This window comes from Bacteroides sp. LFL-34 (assembly GCF_027257075.1).
GTDB classification, from domain to species: domain Bacteria; phylum Bacteroidota; class Bacteroidia; order Bacteroidales; family Bacteroidaceae; genus Bacteroides; species Bacteroides ovatus.
Window position 1 is genome coordinate 162631 of sequence record NZ_JAPQKZ010000006.1, and the last position, 18320, is coordinate 180950.

General features: G+C 40.6%; 14 protein-coding genes. 5 read left to right on the forward strand and 9 right to left on the reverse strand.

The window, feature by feature from the left end; translation table 11 throughout:
* Positions 1 to 29 precede the first annotated feature (29 nt).
* The 8 genes from N5O98_RS05420 to N5O98_RS05455 form a co-directional block, all read right to left on the reverse strand.
* Positions 30 to 1163: a fibrobacter succinogenes major paralogous domain-containing protein gene (locus tag N5O98_RS05420; RefSeq protein WP_004312247.1), complete on the reverse strand. Its 1134-nt coding sequence runs from the start codon at positions 1161 to 1163 to the stop codon at positions 30 to 32.
* Positions 1164 to 1166: 3 nt separating this feature from the next.
* The gene (locus tag N5O98_RS05425; protein WP_004298549.1) at positions 1167 to 2207 is read right to left on the reverse strand and encodes a BACON domain-containing protein; all 1041 of its coding nucleotides are present in this window, start codon (positions 2205 to 2207) and stop codon (positions 1167 to 1169) included.
* Positions 2208 to 2214: 7 nt separating this feature from the next.
* Entirely contained in the window at positions 2215 to 3531 is a 1317-nt protein-coding gene (locus N5O98_RS05430) for a DUF4302 domain-containing protein (protein ID WP_032856297.1), read from the reverse strand.
* Between the two features lie 12 nt (positions 3532 to 3543).
* A complete protein-coding gene (locus N5O98_RS05435) occupies positions 3544 to 4440 on the reverse strand; it encodes a zinc-binding metallopeptidase (protein WP_004312249.1) in 897 nt (298 codons plus the stop codon).
* 21 nt (positions 4441 to 4461) lie between these two features.
* Positions 4462 to 6030, reverse strand: coding sequence for a RagB/SusD family nutrient uptake outer membrane protein (locus tag N5O98_RS05440; RefSeq protein WP_004312250.1), 1569 nt, complete (start codon positions 6028 to 6030; stop codon positions 4462 to 4464).
* A gap of 23 nt (positions 6031 to 6053) precedes the next feature.
* Positions 6054 to 9644, reverse strand: coding sequence for a SusC/RagA family TonB-linked outer membrane protein (locus N5O98_RS05445; RefSeq protein WP_008646733.1), 3591 nt, complete (start codon positions 9642 to 9644; stop codon positions 6054 to 6056).
* 152 nt (positions 9645 to 9796) lie between these two features.
* On the reverse strand, positions 9797 to 10960 hold the full coding sequence (locus tag N5O98_RS05450) for a FecR family protein (protein ID WP_118160983.1): 1164 nt from the start codon (positions 10958 to 10960) through the stop codon (positions 9797 to 9799).
* A gap of 62 nt (positions 10961 to 11022) precedes the next feature.
* Positions 11023 to 11625, reverse strand: a complete 603-nt coding sequence (locus N5O98_RS05455; protein WP_004312254.1) for an RNA polymerase sigma-70 factor — start codon at positions 11623 to 11625, stop codon at positions 11023 to 11025.
* 44 nt (positions 11626 to 11669) lie between these two features.
* Between N5O98_RS05455 and N5O98_RS05460 the strand changes: the two genes are divergently transcribed.
* Together N5O98_RS05460 and N5O98_RS05465 are read left to right on the forward strand one after the other, a co-directional pair.
* Positions 11670 to 12677 (forward strand): NAD-dependent epimerase/dehydratase family protein, encoded by a 1008-nt coding sequence (locus tag N5O98_RS05460; protein ID WP_004312255.1) that lies wholly within the window; start codon positions 11670 to 11672, stop codon positions 12675 to 12677.
* Entirely contained in the window at positions 12668 to 13633 is a 966-nt protein-coding gene (locus tag N5O98_RS05465; RefSeq protein WP_004312256.1) for a phosphatase PAP2 family protein, read from the forward strand. Before N5O98_RS05460 ends, N5O98_RS05465 begins: the two co-directional genes overlap by 10 nt.
* A gap of 90 nt (positions 13634 to 13723) precedes the next feature.
* On the opposite strand, the gene dusB is transcribed toward N5O98_RS05465, so the two are convergent.
* Positions 13724 to 14719 carry a tRNA dihydrouridine synthase DusB gene (gene dusB, locus N5O98_RS05470; protein ID WP_004312257.1) on the reverse strand — a complete coding sequence of 332 codons (996 nt, stop codon included), beginning with the start codon at positions 14717 to 14719 and terminating at the stop codon, positions 13724 to 13726.
* A gap of 124 nt (positions 14720 to 14843) precedes the next feature.
* Here dusB and N5O98_RS05475 point away from each other — a divergent pair, with 124 nt between their 5' ends.
* From N5O98_RS05475 to dprA, 3 genes are read left to right on the forward strand one after another with little or no spacing between them, the layout of a single operon-like run.
* Positions 14844 to 16133, forward strand: a complete 1290-nt coding sequence (locus tag N5O98_RS05475) for a peptidase U32 family protein (protein ID WP_004302691.1) — start codon at positions 14844 to 14846, stop codon at positions 16131 to 16133.
* Positions 16134 to 16185: 52 nt separating this feature from the next.
* On the forward strand, positions 16186 to 16587 hold the full coding sequence (locus N5O98_RS05480) for an acyl-CoA thioesterase (protein ID WP_004312258.1): 402 nt from the start codon (positions 16186 to 16188) through the stop codon (positions 16585 to 16587).
* A complete protein-coding gene (dprA, locus tag N5O98_RS05485) occupies positions 16584 to 17708 on the forward strand; it encodes a DNA-processing protein DprA (protein ID WP_004312259.1) in 1125 nt (374 codons plus the stop codon). Before N5O98_RS05480 ends, dprA begins: the two co-directional genes overlap by 4 nt.
* The last annotated feature ends 612 nt before the right edge of the window (positions 17709 to 18320 follow it).

An 18320-nucleotide genomic window follows, 5' to 3' on the forward strand; every position in this document is an offset into this window, starting at 1 on the left:
ATTTTTATTTAGTGAGTAATAATATATGGTTAATCTTTGATACAACGAACGGGGAGTCCTACTCCCGGATTAAATTCTGCATTGGTTACAAATGTGTGGAGGTCTGACCACATACGTACGGTAATACCAAATTCTGGTCCCATTTGTACTCCCGCTGTTGAACTCCACCAACCCGCACTGTAGGCTGAATGCATCCAATCTTCGTCGCCTGCACAAGCACGGAAACCTATAGGCAGACCATTGAATAAGGTTGCATTATTCTTTTCCATCTCAACTCCAACCCAGGTTGGCTGTGGTTCTATTTCTGTGTATTCCGGCATCATCCACATCGTTGTTGAAGCTAGAGCCTTTGCTAGGGCTGTTTCATCTACTTGACCATCATTCATAATTGCTGCCATTCCGGAATCTAATACGTATTGAGATAATTTTTGCCATTCTTTTTGAGAAGGAATATGCCATCCATCAGGGCAAACTCCTTTTATTATACGTGTTTCATCGGGACCTAAAGCCGTTTCGTTTTGTAGAGCAGCAGGTAGGTTGTAGTAAGCTCCATATGCATTCAGGAAACCTTTTCCAAGTTCTGTTTTTGCATCATTATCAAACATTACGTAATATCTTGGTTCGGTTGAGGACACATCAAACTGTTGCTCTGGTAGATAGCGTAAATTTTCTGCCATCCATAACTGGTCTGCAAGTTGTACGGTTTTGTATGTATTTCCATCACGGGTATCGGTTAGCACTTCTCCATATTGAGGGGGAGCAGGCCTGTTTCCTTGTTCTGTTGTCACTGTAATAGTTGTCAAGGCACTACCTTCGTGATCTCCTTTAACTGCTAACTCAATTTTCAGTTCTCCCGGTTCGGCATCTTTGGAGAAGGTATACTCATAATAGAATGGAACTGAAGTGATGTCAGTGATAATCTCTTCCCCGACTTTCAGTTCTGCAGAAATGATTTTACCATAGTTTGTAGTCCCTTCTCCTCTGATAATCAGTTTGTCTGACATAATAACGGTTGCGCCGTTAGTCGGCATAAATATCTCACAGCTTACCTGTTGGTCTGGAAGTATTTCTCCTCCTCCGCCTGCGGTGCTGTTGTCATCTTTACAGCTTGCACCAAGTAATCCTAATGCCACGATAAAGCTAGTTAATAGTATCTTTTTCATATGTTATTGGATTATGTCTTCTTTAAATAGAATACAATTAATAAAAATGGACAGATTGTCTATAACCTTCTGTAGTTTTGCATCTTCATATACCCGGAAAACAAAACCGAAAGGATCACTCTCTTTTATTCCGGAAAAAGCGAAAACGAATGTTCCGTCTGTTAACATTACGGGGCCTAATGAGATTGTTACAGAAGGATCTTTTACATAATATAGGTCAGAGCTAAGAATTTCGAATGAGAGATATAAATTGTCCTCGAAGACTCCTAGGTTTTGACCGGCCCCAAAAGCCAGGCAATTGTCTATGGCTTTTGCTTTCAGTTTGTAAGGCAATCCGGTTAGAATGTTTGAAAGCAGGTATGTTCCGTCTTCCTGTTTTTCAATGATGACATCTTTCAAGCCGTAATTCATTTGCCCGTCTGAAAACATGCCTTGCCATGTTCCGGTAAGTTCGTCAACATCATATTGTATTACCTGATAAGAAGCCGATCTGTCTTTTGCTGCCACATTGACAATAGCTCCTCTCATTTTTCCGGAGGTATTTTCTTTTACCTTGAAATTTATTCCCTTCGCATTCTGTTCAAATGACAACCATTCTTGAGCTTCTGCGGGTATGTCTATTGTATAATCGAAAGAACTTTGTAATTTTATAGGTAGCGTAGCTGCTTTATTGTCGGTGCGGAGCATCCACTCGTCTTTACCGAAGATGAAAACAGCTCCGGATTGATTGATATTGAACGCCTTTTTTTCTACTCCGTTACTGATTGTCAATAAAGCGTTTCTACCAGAGTATCCGGTGTTTTCTTTTACTTCGAATACTACTTCATTGGGGTTTACTTCTTTCAGCACACACCAGTCGGCATTAACATCTGCTGTTATATTGCCTGTTGCCTGAAGTTGTATATAGCCTTTTCCTCCAGTCGCTTGGAAATTAGTATTTACAGCTTTGATCTCTAACCTGGATTCGCTGCTTTCCGTATCATTGCATCCCGCTATTGCTATGGTGCAAAGTACAAATAAGAATATATTAAAAAACTTTCTCATAATTGTATTAATTACCTTCGTTTTCTTTTTCCATTAAGATTGAGTTATACCAACTCCAGTAACCCATTAGTCCTGAAGTTGAATATTCATCGGATGAATAAGCCCAGATTATCAATGACGTATTTTCTTGGCTTGCTTTATCCGCGAAGTAGAAAGTGAAAGGATTGGTTTTCACCGTAACATTTACTAATCCGCTGCGTAAGCGTGAAGGCAAACTTAATTCTGTGTGAGCATATCCTTCTACACCTGCCGCACACGCAAAGTAGTAAGACGATGAAGAAACCGGACTTATACTTTGTGAATCTAAGATCAGTTTTCCGCTGGCTTTGTCATACAGAAGAGTGAAGTTGAATCCGCCAATACTTTTTAGAGTATAACTTTCTCCTCTGACTTTAGGAGTGATGGTTACAGATTGTGAAGTTGGACCTTCATCGTAATCGTCAACCGTTGCGGTGTAGGTGCCAATATAGTCTTCATATTGCAGATAGTTTTCGGGATAATACTCTTTTAATACAATATCCGTTGCATCTGCATCGGTACAAACAAATAGCCTGGACTTTTTATCCCATTTGAAGTGCTGGACTTCAACTCCGTTGACATTATATGGAGACTGTAACTTCAGCCCTTTTTCTGTATAAATATATGGTAAACTTTCTGCACTGCTATAATCGGTACTGTAAACGGAGAATGTAGACATTGTGCCATTGTCACGTATAAAGTAGTTCAGTACTTGGCCCCCTTTCTCCATGCGATATGTATTCAGAAAAGCATCTTTCTCGATGTTAATGATATCCTCAAGCTGGATACGCCATGGTATGTCTTTGGGCATAGGCGTCATTTCCATTATATTTTTATATTTTTTTCCTTGTAGAATAACCTTGTCGGGAGTTGCGCTCATGATAATAAACTCATAATCTCCTCCCACGTTCATGTTCAGGCCTAAAGGACCTGAAAACATGTGGATCAGCTGGTTGTATGAGTCGAAAGTGAGCATAGTGCTTTGTTCCGATTTAACTTGATACAGGGAGGTTATTATGGTACCCGGCTTGTAACCTTCTGCTCCTGCTTCCGACGCCATTTCTACCTGTTTTCCATCAAATTTCATTAGTAGGGTGACTGCACCTGCAGAATAGTTGCTTCCTATGTAATATTCCAGTTTCCATCCGTTCGGAACATCTTTAAGAATCTCCTGGCATTTTATTACATCGGCTGTAGCTCTGTTGGCAGATGATTCGTCGAATATTTCTTCTTCAGAGAAAAGACAAGATTGTAATACAATGCAAGTCAATGCCAGAAGTGTGTATATTGATAGATATTTCTTCATAATTTTCATAGTTTATTCAATAATACTTAAGTCTACATTGCCGTTTGCTATATCATCTTGGCGGCGTAGAACGATGTCGCGTAATTCGTCCAGATTGATTCCCCAGGTTTGTTCCATGTAACTATAGACTATTTCGAATTTCTGTTTGATAAGTGCACGACCGCTTTCACCGGCATTTTGTAGCATATTATTCCAGTAGTCTTCTGTATTTGTGACGTACACCGCAATGTTTTCAACAAAATCTTCACGTGATTCACTCATTGCGTAGGAAGTGACAAATCCTTGTTGCCATGCATTGCGGTTAGCTCCCACCATATACCAGTCGCTGCCGATATAGGCATTTTCTGTGATACGATCAAATGCCGGATCATAGTTTTTGGTTTGATGCAGGATGTGGGCGAACTCATGATGCATTGTTTGGAAATAGTATTCGTTTAGCAGATTGATATCTATTTTATCAGGATTGATGTCATTTACATTGTATAATGTAATTTTCATACCACCTTCTGCCGTTCCCAATACCATGGTGCCATTGTCTTCATAGGCAGGAGAGCCGATAAAGTGAATGGTCTTGGGGATGTATTGACGTAAGAAGTCCGGATTACCGGTCGCTTCATCGTATGCTTCCAGCCATACATGTTTGATAATTTTAGCCAGTACTACGGATTTTTTATAGTCGGCAGGAGCTAATACATGTGTCATATCGCTCTCGTTATCTTCCATGCGATATTTCAATGCAATGTTGTACGGATGGGTGTAATTACCCAATATCCAGTTGTCGAATGGGCTGCGTTCTACTTCTTCTGTAGAGAAGATGCTGTTTGCTTTGTCCACGCCCTCGTCGTTGTTGCAAGCTCCCAGTCCGCAGGTTAATGATATGATTAAACTATATATGATGTATTTCTTCATATTTTTCCCTCCTTAAGTTAGTTAGTCATTTCTTGGATTTGGTTGCATACCTGCCGTAATGACACTGGCCGGTAGCTGAATTGCACGTCTGGGGTCATTCGTGTCCATCTTGTCGGTGATATTCACCAAGGTATAACCTTCATAATAGCGGCGGTAGATTACAATGCCATAGCGCTTTATATCTTGCCATCTAAGTCCCTCTTCTAAAGTTAACAGGCGTCTCGCATGTAGAATACAGTGTATCAGATTCTCTTGCATTCCTTTTTCTATTATAAAATCCGGATGCAATTCCTTTTTTACTGTCGGGGCTTCCGGTGTGTAATATTTTAATTGAGCATAAAAATCATTGATTGTCTCTTTGGACAAGGTTTGTGTATTTTTCGTAAAGGCTTTCTGCCAGGCGTCTATATCGGCTGCAGCTTCGTCGTAACGTTTTAGTAATGTGTAAGCTTCAGCCCGGCAAAGTAATGCTTCATCGGTAGTGAAAGCAGGATACAGCATATAACCGACCCAGCTGTTGCCTGATGTGAACTGCTGATAGATGACTAAACGGCGGAATCCGTTCTTGATAGAGCCACCAGGCGCAAATGGGATTTGGTGGTAGCTTGACTGGTCTCCCCATGGACCTTCGGATTTACAACTTTCCGAGGCAGTAATATTATTCATGCAGTATCTTTCACAGTTGGCATAACCCGGATCGGAAACCAATGGCCAATATGAAGCTGCTGATATTACCAGTAGATTTGCCCGATTATCTGCATCTACATAAGCGTTCGGCTGTATGTTCTTGTTGGGAGATAAAGCTCCTAATGCAGCCCAGTCACGTAAATATTGGGAAGCATTCGTGCCGAGTACTATATTGGCATAATTGATAACCTTCTGGCAGTTAGAAAAATCCGGCTGTGTGTAATATAGATAAAAGCGGGCAGCAAATGCATAGGCAGCCTTTTTATTAAAATGATATTTCACTCGTGAGTAAATATTGTCGTCGATTAGAGGCAATCCTTCTTCTAAATCGGCTGCGATATTTTGATAGACTTCAGCAACAGTTCCGCGTGAGTATTGTGGATTTACAGATGTTTCCGGTTCCTTTATGTAAGGTATACCTAGGTCTTTATCTGCATTTGTACCATACGCTTTGCAGAATGTGGTAGCTAGTACGAAATGATTATATGCGCGACATATTAGAGCTTCACCTCTTTGTGCTGACAATGATTGAGGGTTTCCCATTTGCTCGATGGCTGCCAGGGCTTGGTTGGCCGATGCAATCGAGTTATAACAATCATTCCATAAGGCATGAGGTGAGTCTTGATTCTCTTCAGTGGTTTGCTGCCAGCGATACAAGTGCTCGTTTAACCGGAAAAGATAGCTGTATGCTTTACTATTTTCATCAATGTTGTCACTGTAGAATTCGCCTATATGACAGTTGGTGGTCATTGGGTATGCAGATACCAATACTTTGGTAATGCTCTCTTCGGTAGTTAGTTCAGTTCGGTTGTCCGGCATTTCATCCAAAAAATCGCTACAGGAGGTTATTCCCAGGCATAAGGTTGAAATGACTGCTGTATATAATACGTTTTTATATTTCATCATTTTTATAATTATCTGAATGGTTAAAATCCTAATCTAAGAGTTAATGTGAACTGACGGGGTACAGGGGAGGCAACTCCACCGGTATTGAAGAATTCCGGGTCCTGTCCGTTTAGCTTCTTATCTGCGTAGATTAGGAATAAATTGGTAGCCTGAAGTTTCAAAGATAAATTGGATATCTTTGCTGATGTAATCCATGATTTTGGAAAATCATAGGACAAGGAAATTTCTTTCATACGAATAAAGTCTCCTTTGGCAATTCGTTCTGTAGAGTAATTATAGGCATTATATGCATACATCAAATCTTTATTATCTTCATATTGACGTTTGGAAATGATGGCAGGGATATTGGTATGCTTCTCATCACCCGGAACTGTCCAGCGATTTTTGAATTCACGGGGCATAGAGGATAAGTCACTGTATTGATAATTGAAGCACGGATTTAAACGTACTACATTACCAAATGAATAGGTGATAAATACATTTAGTTTGAATGCTTTATAGGTGAAGATATTACCAAAGCTACCTGTTATAGTAGGATCAGTGGGACCTTCATATTTTAGATAGTCTATATTGTCACGTGTTTGGAAATCAATATCAGTACTGGTTATTTTTCCATTGATATTATACATTGGGATACCATTTGAACTTAGGCCGACAAATGGGATAGAGAACAAACCACGCACCGGGTAGCCCTGACGCGCAAAACCATAGCCTGAAACCAGATCCATCACGCTGGAACGGGCGTTAAGCTCGGTCACTTCATTTTTTGCTTTGGAAAAGATGAAATCTGTATTCCATGAGAAGTCTTTCGATTGGATATTCTTGCTTGAGATGGTGAATTCAATACCATGTGACTTCATGGAGGCTATATTGGCATATTTATAAATAGAACCACCTACTCCTTGTGTCGGAGTTATACCAATCAGGTCATAGTTGTTGCGTTTATACCAGTCGATTGAGAAATTGATCCGGTTGTTTAAGAATCCCATATCAGCACCGATGTTTAATTCATGCTTCTTTTCGTAAGTCAATTCGCTATTTTCGGGGTCGGATACATAAAGTCCGGTTTCCTGTCCGCTGGTGAAAGGGCGAAATGGTGAATAGCTGGTGATTATGGCATGTGAATTTGTTACATATTCCGGACCTCTGTCGGCAGTTAAAGAGTAGGATGCTTTGAATGTCAAATGTGACAGCACGGAGCTGAGTGTTTCGAAGAAATTTTCTTCATGTACATTCCATGCTCCTGAAATATTCCATGTAGGTAACCAGCGGGAAGAACGGCTTTTTCCCATGCGGTTGGTGCCTTCATAGCGGAATGTTCCGTTTACTGTATAACGGCCATCATACGAATAGGTTGCATTGGCAAAACCTGCTACACTCCTTGTTGTGGTATGGTTTAATCCATAATAATTTTCACCGGACTCAATACCTTTCTTGAAAAATTCATATACGTACGATGGAATTTCGCCCATTGTATATTGCATTCCCCATCCTTGAAAATAATTCTGCATGCGTTTTAAATCATTCACCTCCATACCAGCGAAAAGATTGGTTATATGCTTTTCTGCAAATAAATGATTCCAGGATGCTGTGGCACGAAAGTCTACTCCCAGCATGCGATAGTCCTTACGCTGGTAAATACCGCCTTCCGGCAGTATGCTGATGGGTAAAGCATAAGGATTGTCGGGGTTGGTGTAGAGTAAATTATTGTTGTCACGAATAGTGGCGTCATCCATTCCTGTGCGATATGCTGTTGCCTGATTCGAGTGGTCTTTAATATTATGTTCTTGCGAAGAAGCTTGATATCTGACTGCTCCTAATGCGCTAAGCTCTAATTCTGGAAGTGCTTTCCATTTTACTTCTCCTTGGAATTTAACGTCAACTACGTTTAAGTCCATATAATTGTTATCCAATTCATGAAGGATATTGAATGGTGCGTAGTTAGCTGTATAGTTGACTGCCGGATCCAATGCGCGTGATGTGTTTAGTGCATACGAATATGGATTGATGTCAAATTGACGGGTGACTTCTCCACTAGCTGCATTCACTTCAGAACTCAGTGTTCCGGGCGCTTTCTGCTTACGGTAGGAAGCACTGGATATTAAATTTATAGATAAATTCTTATATATATTATATGTTGTATTTAAATTAGCTGTATAGCGTTTTACTTCACTTTGCTTGTACCACCCCGGGTCTGACATGGCACTTAATGAAGCATAGAATGAAGATTTTTCTGTTCCGGAAGTGATACTGACAGAATGATTTTGTGTGATATTGTTGGAAAATAAAGTATCAAACCAGTCGGTATTTCTCATTTCCGCTTCACGCAGGTAAGCGTTACGTGCTTCCGGAGTGTTGGCAAGTCCGAATTGTCCTGTAACCGGATTGTATTGATTGATTAACTGATACATACGTCCATACACTCCGCTATCTTTTGCACGGTAAGTATCGCTATTGTTGAGCCATCCTTTTTGTTCCATTTCTTTATAGATTCCCATTTGTTCCTGTGAATTCATGATATTGAATTCTTTATAACTGGGAATCATACGAGTTGTAAATTCACCGGTATAGCTGATTTTGCTGACACCGGCTTTTCCCTTTTTGGTGGTTACTACAATAACCCCTGCCATGGCTCGCGCACCGTAGATAGAGGTTGCTGATCCGTCTTTCAATATTTGAAAGCTTTCAATATCATCTGAATTCAATCCGGCAATAGCTGAACTAATCAATGTTTCGGCATCTCCTGAGGATAAGTCATCCGGACCTACGTCGATAGCATCTTCCATGATGACTCCATCTACCACCCATAGTGGCTTTGAACTACCGAAAATAGATGTAGCACCACGTACCCGGATTTTTGGGGCGGTACCAAATGTGCCGGAAACATTTTGTACAGATACGCCTGCGGCACGTCCTTCAAGTCCCCGGCTGATATCAGGCAAACCATCTAGTTTGACCTCATCTGCGGACAATTGTTTGGTTGCTCCTGTAAACAGACGTTTGTCCATTTTCTGCATACCTGTTACTACTACTTCAGATAATGTTTGTACATCAGGCATTAATGTAACATTCATATTTGGAGCAGGAGTCAGGTCTTGCGGTTTCATTCCTATATAGGAAAATTGTAACAGGGATTTATTGGATACATTTTCTATCGAGAATTTTCCATCTATATCCGTTAATACACCGGACTTACTTCCTTTGATGACAACGGTTGCACCAATGAGCGGCTGTCCGTCATCACCGGAAATAACCACTCCTTTCACATTGAATACTTTCGCCTGTTTGGAAGGACCTTTGATAGTAATTGTGATAAATTGGTCTTCAATATGATATTCCAGTGGCTTATTAGCTAAGATTATATCGAGAGTCTGCTCTATACTCTTATCCTTGACGGAGCCAGAAACGGTGAATTTCTTGACATCGTCATACGTAAACAGGATCTTATATCCGGATAGTTTTTCTAAACGTTTTAGTACGGACGGCAACCGTTCGTTGCTAATTTCAATCGTGATTTTCTTTTGCGATTGCACCTGAGCATTTACTTGGTAGGGTCGGAAACATAATACGCATAGAAAACACACAATAAGTAGGTTCCAATTATTTCTCATACGTTTGTCTTTAATAACACTATTTTGAACATGTTTATATAACTAGTTCGTATGAGAAGAAAATATGGATACCCCTTTTGTGATTTATTTTTTAATAAAAGTGATATTTTGTTGTATTTTGCATAGATTAGTTATACTTATGCAATAAAAATCTAGTCTACAGTAAGCGTATTGCCTTGCAAGGTGACTGTCACTTTTTTCATTCTATTAAGTAATGAGATTGTATGTTCCAGGTCTTTGGTACGATCGGATATAAAGTGCATTTTATACTCCATCGCTTCTTTGTTTCTGAACTCTATGTTTACATTGTACCAACGTCCCAAATTTTGCATAATATCTTTCAATGTGACATTGTCAAAGTAGAAATAGCCGTCTTTCCAATAAACATAGGAGTCTAGATCTACTTCTGCCAGGATAAAGTTGCCATCAGATTGCAGATGTGCATCTTCTCCCGGATATAGTCTGGTATATGATCCTCCTTTGGTATTGCTGACTTCTACTTTTCCATTAATAAGCACTACATGAGTATCTTCAGGAGTATAGCTGCGTATATTAAATTCAGTACCGAGAACGCGGGTTTGCACAGTTCTGGTTTTTACGATGAAAGGTCGCTCCGGATCTTTGGCCACTTTAAAATAAGCCTCACCTTCTAAAGTGACGATACGTTCGTCGCCAATAAAGGCCGTTGGATAGACAAAGTTACTATTGGCATTGAGCCAGACCTCCGTGCCGTCACATAACACTACCTTGAAACTTTCACCGCGTGGAACAGTGAGTACATGTGTTTGAGTGGTCGTTGAAATGACTTGCCTGTAATCCAATTCTTTCTTTTCGGACTTTGAGATCATTTTCTGTGGTAAGGTTTGATTGTTTGATTGCGGTTCGTCTAATACAATCTTTTCTCCGTTATCTTTTTGCAGAGTGATATGTTGAGGGGCAGCATCCGCAGTAAATACTGTGATTGGTTCCAGGGCAGGGGTCGTCAGGGTATTGATAAGATAGTAAGTTCCAAATAGAACGGCAATCATGGCGGCTATTCCCATACTTACTTTCCAGAAGTTGGAACGCATTCTTGCCGTGTACTGTTTTTTCTTGAATCGTTCTAGCTCCATCTCTATATTGGGTAGTTCCATTCCACTTTTTTGTTGTAGGAAGAGGCTGCTATCCATGATGTCGCGACAAGCCTGCAGGGTTTCTTCATCTTTAAGCATTTCCTGCAGTTGTTCGACGTTTATTTCTGAAGAGCTCTCCATAATGTCGAGTGCCTTCTCTACAGATTTATCTGTACTATCTATATTGTCAATATCTTTATTCATCACTGTTCGACTGTATCATACTTATTTATATTACGTTTAATCATAAAATAAAGACACCTGCTTTATGATTTTTTTGCACATTCTTCACGTATCACCTGTAATGCTTTCACAATATGCTTCCTGACTGCACTGACACTAATATTTAATTCCTCTGCCACTTCCTGATATTTTTTGCGTTGAATATAACATTCTTCTAAAATATGCCTGGTATGTGGAGTCAGTTTTTCCATCGCCTTACTGATATGCATCATTCTTTCATCCTGCTCCTGATACTCCGTCTCAACATAACTTTTGGTCAGTTCGGAATAGATTTGTACGTATTGTTCGTGTGTATTCTGATGCCGCAGGAAATCAATGCTTTTGTTGCGAACGTAGACATATAGATAAGATTTAGCTGTGGCTTTATCTATTTTAGCATAATTGGCCCAAATAAATTCGAAGGCGTCGCTGACGATATCTTTGCTAGCCTCCATATTATTAATCAAATGAAATGCGTAATAATAAAGTTGAGGATAGTACTCTTTAAAAAGAAAATCAAAATCGGCCTTATCTTCCACGTGCTTTAAAAGTGTTGAATAGTAAATAAATCGCGTTGCAAATAAACAAATAATAATTGAGAAAAGCAAAATGGCTTTTATTTTATATTTATCGTATCTTTGTGGCATCATATTTTTTGAATCAATATTCATGTAGAACCAGAGAAGTAATAATGGAGAGTGTTTTAATTACAGGTGCAAGTGGTTTTATAGGAAGTTTCATCGTGGAGGAAGCGTTGAAACGAAAGTTTGGTGTGTGGGCCGGAATTCGCCCCACGAGTAGCAAGCGGTATTTAAAGAACCGGAAAATTCACTTTCTGGAACTGGACTTTGCACATCCCAATGAGCTTCGCGCCCAACTCTCCGGGCATAAAGGTACTTACAGCAAATTTGATTATATCATCCATTGCGCCGGTGTGACAAAGTGTTCTGATAAAAAGACCTTTGATTATGTGAATTATCTTCAGACTAAATATTTTATAGACACGCTGAAGGAATTGAATATGGTTCCGAAGCAGTTTATATATATTAGCACGTTGAGTGTATTCGGACCTGTACGTGAGAAGGATTATACTCCGATAAGCGGAGAAGATACTCCGATGCCTAATACGGCTTATGGATTGAGTAAATTGAAAGCGGAATTATATATTCAGAGTATTCCCGGTTTTCCTTATGTCATTTATCGTCCTACGGGAGTCTATGGTCCCCGTGAGTCAGACTATTTCCTGATGGTCAAGTCCATTCAGAAGCATGTAGACTTTTCGGTCGGTTTTCGACGCCAGGACTTGACTTTTGTTTATGTGAAGGACATTGTGCAGGCGATTTTTCTGGGAATGGAGAAAAAAGTGGTTCAAAAGGCGTATTTCCTAACAGATGGGAAAATCTATAGAAGTCGTGCCTTTTCGGATCTGATACAAAAAGAATTGGGCAATCCGTTTGTTCTTCACTTGAAATGTCCATTAATTGTGCTAAAAGTTATATCTTTGTTCGCTGAATTCATTGCTACACGTTCCGGGAGGAGCAGTACCTTGAATTCGGATAAATATAAGATAATGAAACAACGCAACTGGCAATGCGACATATCCCCGGTAATGAAAGAACTTGGGTATGTACCCGAATATGATTTGGAAAAGGGAGTTCGTGAAACCATTGCCTGGTATAAAAATGAAGGATGGCTTTAGACTTATTTAAGCGCGTAGAAACCCGGAAAGGGTTGTTTGCTGTGGAAAAGATTACACTGATTTATAATCTGTTGACTTCCATATTGATTCTATTCCTGTTTCAGCGAATGGATCATCCATGGCACATGTTGCTGGATAGGGCTATGATCGCGGCGATGACCTTTTTGTTGATGTATCTTTATCGTCTTGCCCCCTGTAAGTTTTCAGCGTTTGTGCGCATTGTTATCCAGATGAGTCTATTGTCTTACTGGTATCCGGATACTTTCGAGTTCAATCGTTTCTTTCCGAATTTAGACCATGTATTTGCAACTGCCGAGGAGTTTATTTTCAATGGTCAGCCTGCTATCTGGTTTTGCCATACGTTTCCGCACCTTATCGTCAGTGAAGCATTTAATATGGGATATTTCTTTTATTATCCGATGATGCTGATTGTGGCATTGTTTTATTTCATTTATAAGTTTGAGTGGTTCGAAAAGATGTCTTTTGTTCTCGTCACTTCCTTCTTTATCTATTATCTGATTTATATATTCGTTCCTGTCGCGGGGCCTCAATTCTATTTCCCTGCCATCGGGATTGATAATGTATCTAAAGGTATTTTCCCTGCTATCGGTGACTATTTCAATCATAATCAGGAATTACTTCCCGGACCGGGTTATCAGCATGGATTCTTTTATAGCTTAGTAGAAGGCTCACAGCAGGTAGGCGAACGTCCTACGGCAGCATTCCCCAGTTCACACGTCGGTATTTCTACTATTCTGATGATTATGGCTTGGCGTGGCAGCAAGAAGTTGTTTGCCTGTCTTATACCTTTCTATATGTTGCTTTGCGGGGCTACCGTATATATTCAGGCACATTATGTGATTGATGCCATTGTAGGGTTTTTCTCTGCATTCCTATTGTATGTGGTTGTGACCTGGATGTTTAAGAAGTGGTTTGCACAACCGATGTTTAAGTAGAAAATTGGAATATACTTCTGTATTTTGAAACAAATAATCTCCATCCGCAGGAGTCAGAGTTTGCGGATGAAGATTATGATCTATGGTGGATTAAATTTCCGGATTCTCTTTACGTTGGGAAGTGATTTCTTCAAATATGCGGAAAAGCTCTTCCTTTGTTTCTGCCCGTAACATGGAAATACGCGTATTACGGAAATTAGGGATTCCTTTGAATAATGGGCTGGCAGCCAAATGACGGCGTACATGCAGAATACCTCTGCGCTCATCAAGTAGATTTACACTGTCAACCACTTCTTGGCGAAGCACCTCCATGCACCAGTCGAAACTTAGCGGTGGTAATTCTTCCCCAGTCTCCAGATAGTGTTTCACTTCTTTGAATATCCATGGACGACCAAAGCTGGCACGACCAATCATGACAGCATCTATTCCGTAATGGTCAAAACACTCTTTGCAGCGTTGAGGCGTCGTCACGTCACCATTACCGATAATAGGAATATGCATCCGTGGATTATTCTTCACTTCGCCTATTAATGTCCAGTCTGCTTCTCCGGTATACATTTGTGCACGGGTGCGGCCATGTATAGTCAGTGCAGCAATACCACAATCCTGTAACTGTTCTGCTAGCTCTACAATTACTTTGTTGTTAGCATCCCATCCTAGGCGGGTCTTGACCGTTACGGGGATTTTCACCGCATCTACTACCGCACGGGTGATCTCCAGCATCTTGGGGATATTCTGTAACATACCTGCTCCTGCTCCTTTTCCGGCTACTCTTTTTACCGGGCATCCGAAATTGATATCCAGAATATCAGGTTGTGCCTGTTCCACAATCTTGGCAGCTTCCACCATCGTTTCCGTATCTTTCCCGTATATCTGGATGGCAACGGGACGTTCGGCATCACTGATACTTAGTTTCTGCGCAGTCTTGCTGACAGCGCGAATCAGCGCATCGCTCGACACAAATTCGGTGTATGCCATATCTGCTCCGAACCTCTTGCACATCAGGCGGAAAGCCGGATCAGTCACATCCTCCATCGGAGCAAGTAAGATGGGATATTTACCCAAATCTATTTGGCCTATCTTCATATATGAATCTGATATTTACTGTTTATGATTGAAGTAACTTCTTGTTTTCGCTGCAAAAATACGGAAAAAAGCCTACCTTTGTACGCATTCATTTGCTTAACTGATACAAATAAGTATATATTCTATGAGTCTTAGTTTGAAAGATTTTGAAATAATGGCTCCTGTCGGTTCGCGCGAATCTCTTGCTGCGGCTATTCAGGCAGGTGCCGATTCTATCTATTTCGGTATAGAAAACCTGAACATGCGTGCCCGTTCGGCCAATACGTTTACGATTGATGATTTGCGGGAGATCGCCCGTACGTGTGATGAACACGGGATGAAAAGCTACTTGACGGTCAACACGATTATCTATGATAAAGATATTCCATTGATGCATACCATTGTCGATGCAGCCAAGGAAGCCGGAATCTCTGCGGTGATTGCAGCTGATGTGGCGGTGATGAACTATGCCCGTCAGATAGGGCAGGAGGTACACCTTTCCACTCAACTGAACATCTCCAATGCAGAGGCTTTAAAATTCTACGCACAATTTGCAGATGTGGTAGTATTGGCCCGTGAGTTGAATCTGGAGCAGGTAGCCGAAATCTATCGCCAGATTCAGGAAGAACATATTTGTGGTCCGAGTGGTGAACAGATTCGCATTGAGATGTTCTGTCACGGTGCGCTTTGTATGGCTGTATCGGGTAAATGTTACCTCTCTTTGCATGAGATGAACCATTCTGCCAACCGCGGCGCTTGTATGCAGGTGTGTCGCCGTTCCTATACAGTCCGTGACAAAGAGACGGATGTGGAACTGGATATTGATAACGAATATATCATGTCACCGAAAGATTTGAAGACCATCCACTTTATGAATAAGATGTTGGATGCCGGTGTGCGTGTATTCAAAATTGAAGGCCGTGCCCGTGGACCTGAATATGTACGTACAGTGGTAGAATGTTACAAAGAGGCTATCAAAGCTTATCTGGAAGGAACATTTACCGATGAAAAGATTGCAGCTTGGGACGAACGTCTGAAAACAGTATTCAACCGCGGCTTTTGGGATGGCTATTATTTGGGACAACGTTTAGGCGAATGGACCAGAAACTATGGCTCGGCAGCTACGGAACGTAAGATATATGTAGGTAAAGGTATCAAATACTTCTCTAACATTGGAGTTTCCGAATTTCTGGTAGAGGCTGCGGAAGTTAGCGTAGGCGATAAACTTCTCATTACCGGACCGACCACAGGTGCTCTATTCATGACTTTGGAAGAAGCCCGTGTTGACTTGGAATCCGTGCAGACTGTGAAGAAAGGCCAGCACTTCTCCATGAAATCAGATAAGATACGCCCCAGTGACAAGCTGTATAAACTGGTATCAACCGAAGAACTGAAGAAGTTCAAAGGACTCGATATTGAGCAAAAAAGAGGCTAACTGCTATTTCTCAACTTTTAATTTTTAATCTTCAATTTTTAATTTTTAATTGATGAACTATATCTATGAATTGGAAATGAAGGTGCGTGATTACGAGTGCGACCTTCAAGGGATTGTTAATAATGCGAACTATCAGCATTATTTGGAACATACCCGCCATGAGTTTCTGACGTCGGTAGGCATCAGTTTTGCTGCACTCCACGAACAGGGAGTCGATCCGGTAGTGGCACGCATTAATATGGCATTCAAAACGCCGTTGAAAAGCGGAGACGAGTTTGTCTCTAAACTCTATATGAAGAAGGAAGGTATCAAATATGTATTCTATCAGGATATTTTCCGTAAGAGTGATAATAAAGTAGTAGTGAAATCCACTGTTGAAACGGTATGTGTGGTAAACGGACGTTTGAGTGACAGCGAATTATTCGATAGCGTCTTTGTCCCTTACCTGAAATGAGCAGTTCCGAGGAAGAACAGATTTATAGTATCGCCCTGACAATGGTGCCCGGTATCGGGCACATAGGGGCGAAACATCTGATAGACGGAATGAATAATGCTGTTGATATCTTCCGTCTGCGTAAAGAAATACCGGAACGTATTCCTGAAGTGAGTCAACGGGTGGTAGATGCGTTGGATTGTCCGCAAGCTGTGATCCGTGCCGAACAGGAATATGAATTTATCCGGAAGAATCGGATCGCCTGTCTGTCCTTTCATGATGAGGCTTATCCTTCCCGTTTGCGGGAATGTGAAGATGCTCCTGTCGTTCTTTTCTTTAAAGGAAATGCTGATCTAAATTCCCTTCATATCCTGAATATGGTAGGAACCCGTAATGCTACTGATTATGGGACACAAATCTGCGCCTCTTTTCTGCGGGATCTGAAGGCACTTTGTCCTGATGTGCTTGTAGTTAGCGGCCTTGCTTATGGAATCGATATTCATGCGCATCGTGAAGCTTTGGCTAATGAATTACCTACAGTAGGTGTTTTAGCTCATGGGCTGGATCGTATTTATCCTCATGTCCATCGGAAAACAGCTGTTGACATGCTTGAAAAAGGGGGATTACTGACCGAATTTCTGTCCGGAACGAATCCCGATCGCCATAATTTTATCAGTCGAAACCGTATTGTTGCCGGTATGTGTGATGCTACCATCGTCATTGAGTCGGCAGAAAAGGGAGGTTCATTGATTACGGCCGAACTTGCTGAAGGTTATCATCGCGATTGTTTCGCTTTCCCCGGTCGCATGAGTGATGAATATTCAAAAGGATGCAATCGGTTGATTAGGGATAATAAAGCATCCCTGTTATTATCTGCCGAAGATTTTGTGCAGGCTATGGGCTGGAATATACCGATGACTCTTTCGGAAAAGGTAAGTGTGCAACGTAGTCTTTTTATCGAATTGTCTGAAGAAGAGCAGAAGATAGTTGCTATTTTGGAGAAACTGGGAAATCTGCAAATCAATTCTCTTGTGGTAGAAGCAGATATTCCCGTAAATAAGATGACTGCCCTACTGTTTGAACTGGAAATGAAAGGGGTGATTCGTGTATTGGCAGGAGGAATGTACCAATTATTGAATTAACTCACATGAACTAATCTCACATATAGACATAAAAAAAGGAGCAACGCCTTGCTCCAACCTTTGTTAACCTTAAATCTAATACTATGAAAAAAATCACATGACAAATGTAAGCGTTCAACTGATTCCTTCCAAATAATTCTGTTGTATTTGTTTCTCTTTTAAATTCTTTCACTGATTTTCACTGTTATCGGACACGACGTACTTCTAGTGGATAAAATATAGCACATTTATGGTAAATAATGGAGAGAAATGCAAGCCTTCTTGAATATGTTTTCATAGTCATTCGAAGGGCTCGTGAAATGAGACTTAAAATAAGTGCTTTGTTGGTTTAAAAGGAACGCCTCGTTGGTTTAAAACCAAGGCATCGTTCCTTTAAAACCAACGAGGTGTTCCTTTTAAAGGAAAATGTGAACCTGTATATCGCTTTGTATTTGCGTTTTATGATTTTAGGTTCACTAATATTATTCATTTACCAAATTGGCCAAATTTTGGTGTGTACATTTCTAGGCACGGAATATTTTTCAGTCTGTCTCCTATATAATATCTTGTGTTTTGTTAGGTAACTTCTAGGTGATATACTCCTTTTTAAGTCGTGTTCTGAATATGGGTAGC

Coding starts and splice junctions, on each gene's coding strand:
- N5O98_RS05420 (WP_004312247.1), bottom strand. CDS start 1,163: ATGAAAAAGATACTATTAACTAGCTTTATCGTGGCATTAGGATTACTT.
- N5O98_RS05425 (WP_004298549.1), bottom strand. CDS start 2,207: ATGAGAAAGTTTTTTAATATATTCTTATTTGTACTTTGCACCATAGCA.
- N5O98_RS05430 (WP_032856297.1), bottom strand. CDS start 3,531: ATGAAGAAATATCTATCAATATACACACTTCTGGCATTGACTTGCATT.
- N5O98_RS05435 (WP_004312249.1), bottom strand. CDS start 4,440: ATGAAGAAATACATCATATATAGTTTAATCATATCATTAACCTGCGGA.
- N5O98_RS05440 (WP_004312250.1), bottom strand. CDS start 6,030: ATGAAATATAAAAACGTATTATATACAGCAGTCATTTCAACCTTATGC.
- N5O98_RS05445 (WP_008646733.1), bottom strand. CDS start 9,644: ATGAGAAATAATTGGAACCTACTTATTGTGTGTTTTCTATGCGTATTA.
- N5O98_RS05450 (WP_118160983.1), bottom strand. CDS start 10,960: ATGAATAAAGATATTGACAATATAGATAGTACAGATAAATCTGTAGAG.
- N5O98_RS05455 (WP_004312254.1), bottom strand. CDS start 11,625: ATGCCACAAAGATACGATAAATATAAAATAAAAGCCATTTTGCTTTTC.
- N5O98_RS05460 (WP_004312255.1), top strand. CDS start 11,670: ATGGAGAGTGTTTTAATTACAGGTGCAAGTGGTTTTATAGGAAGTTTC.
- N5O98_RS05465 (WP_004312256.1), top strand. CDS start 12,668: ATGGCTTTAGACTTATTTAAGCGCGTAGAAACCCGGAAAGGGTTGTTT.
- dusB (WP_004312257.1), bottom strand. CDS start 14,719: ATGAAGATAGGCCAAATAGATTTGGGTAAATATCCCATCTTACTTGCT.
- N5O98_RS05475 (WP_004302691.1), top strand. CDS start 14,844: ATGAGTCTTAGTTTGAAAGATTTTGAAATAATGGCTCCTGTCGGTTCG.
- N5O98_RS05480 (WP_004312258.1), top strand. CDS start 16,186: ATGAACTATATCTATGAATTGGAAATGAAGGTGCGTGATTACGAGTGC.
- dprA (WP_004312259.1), top strand. CDS start 16,584: ATGAGCAGTTCCGAGGAAGAACAGATTTATAGTATCGCCCTGACAATG.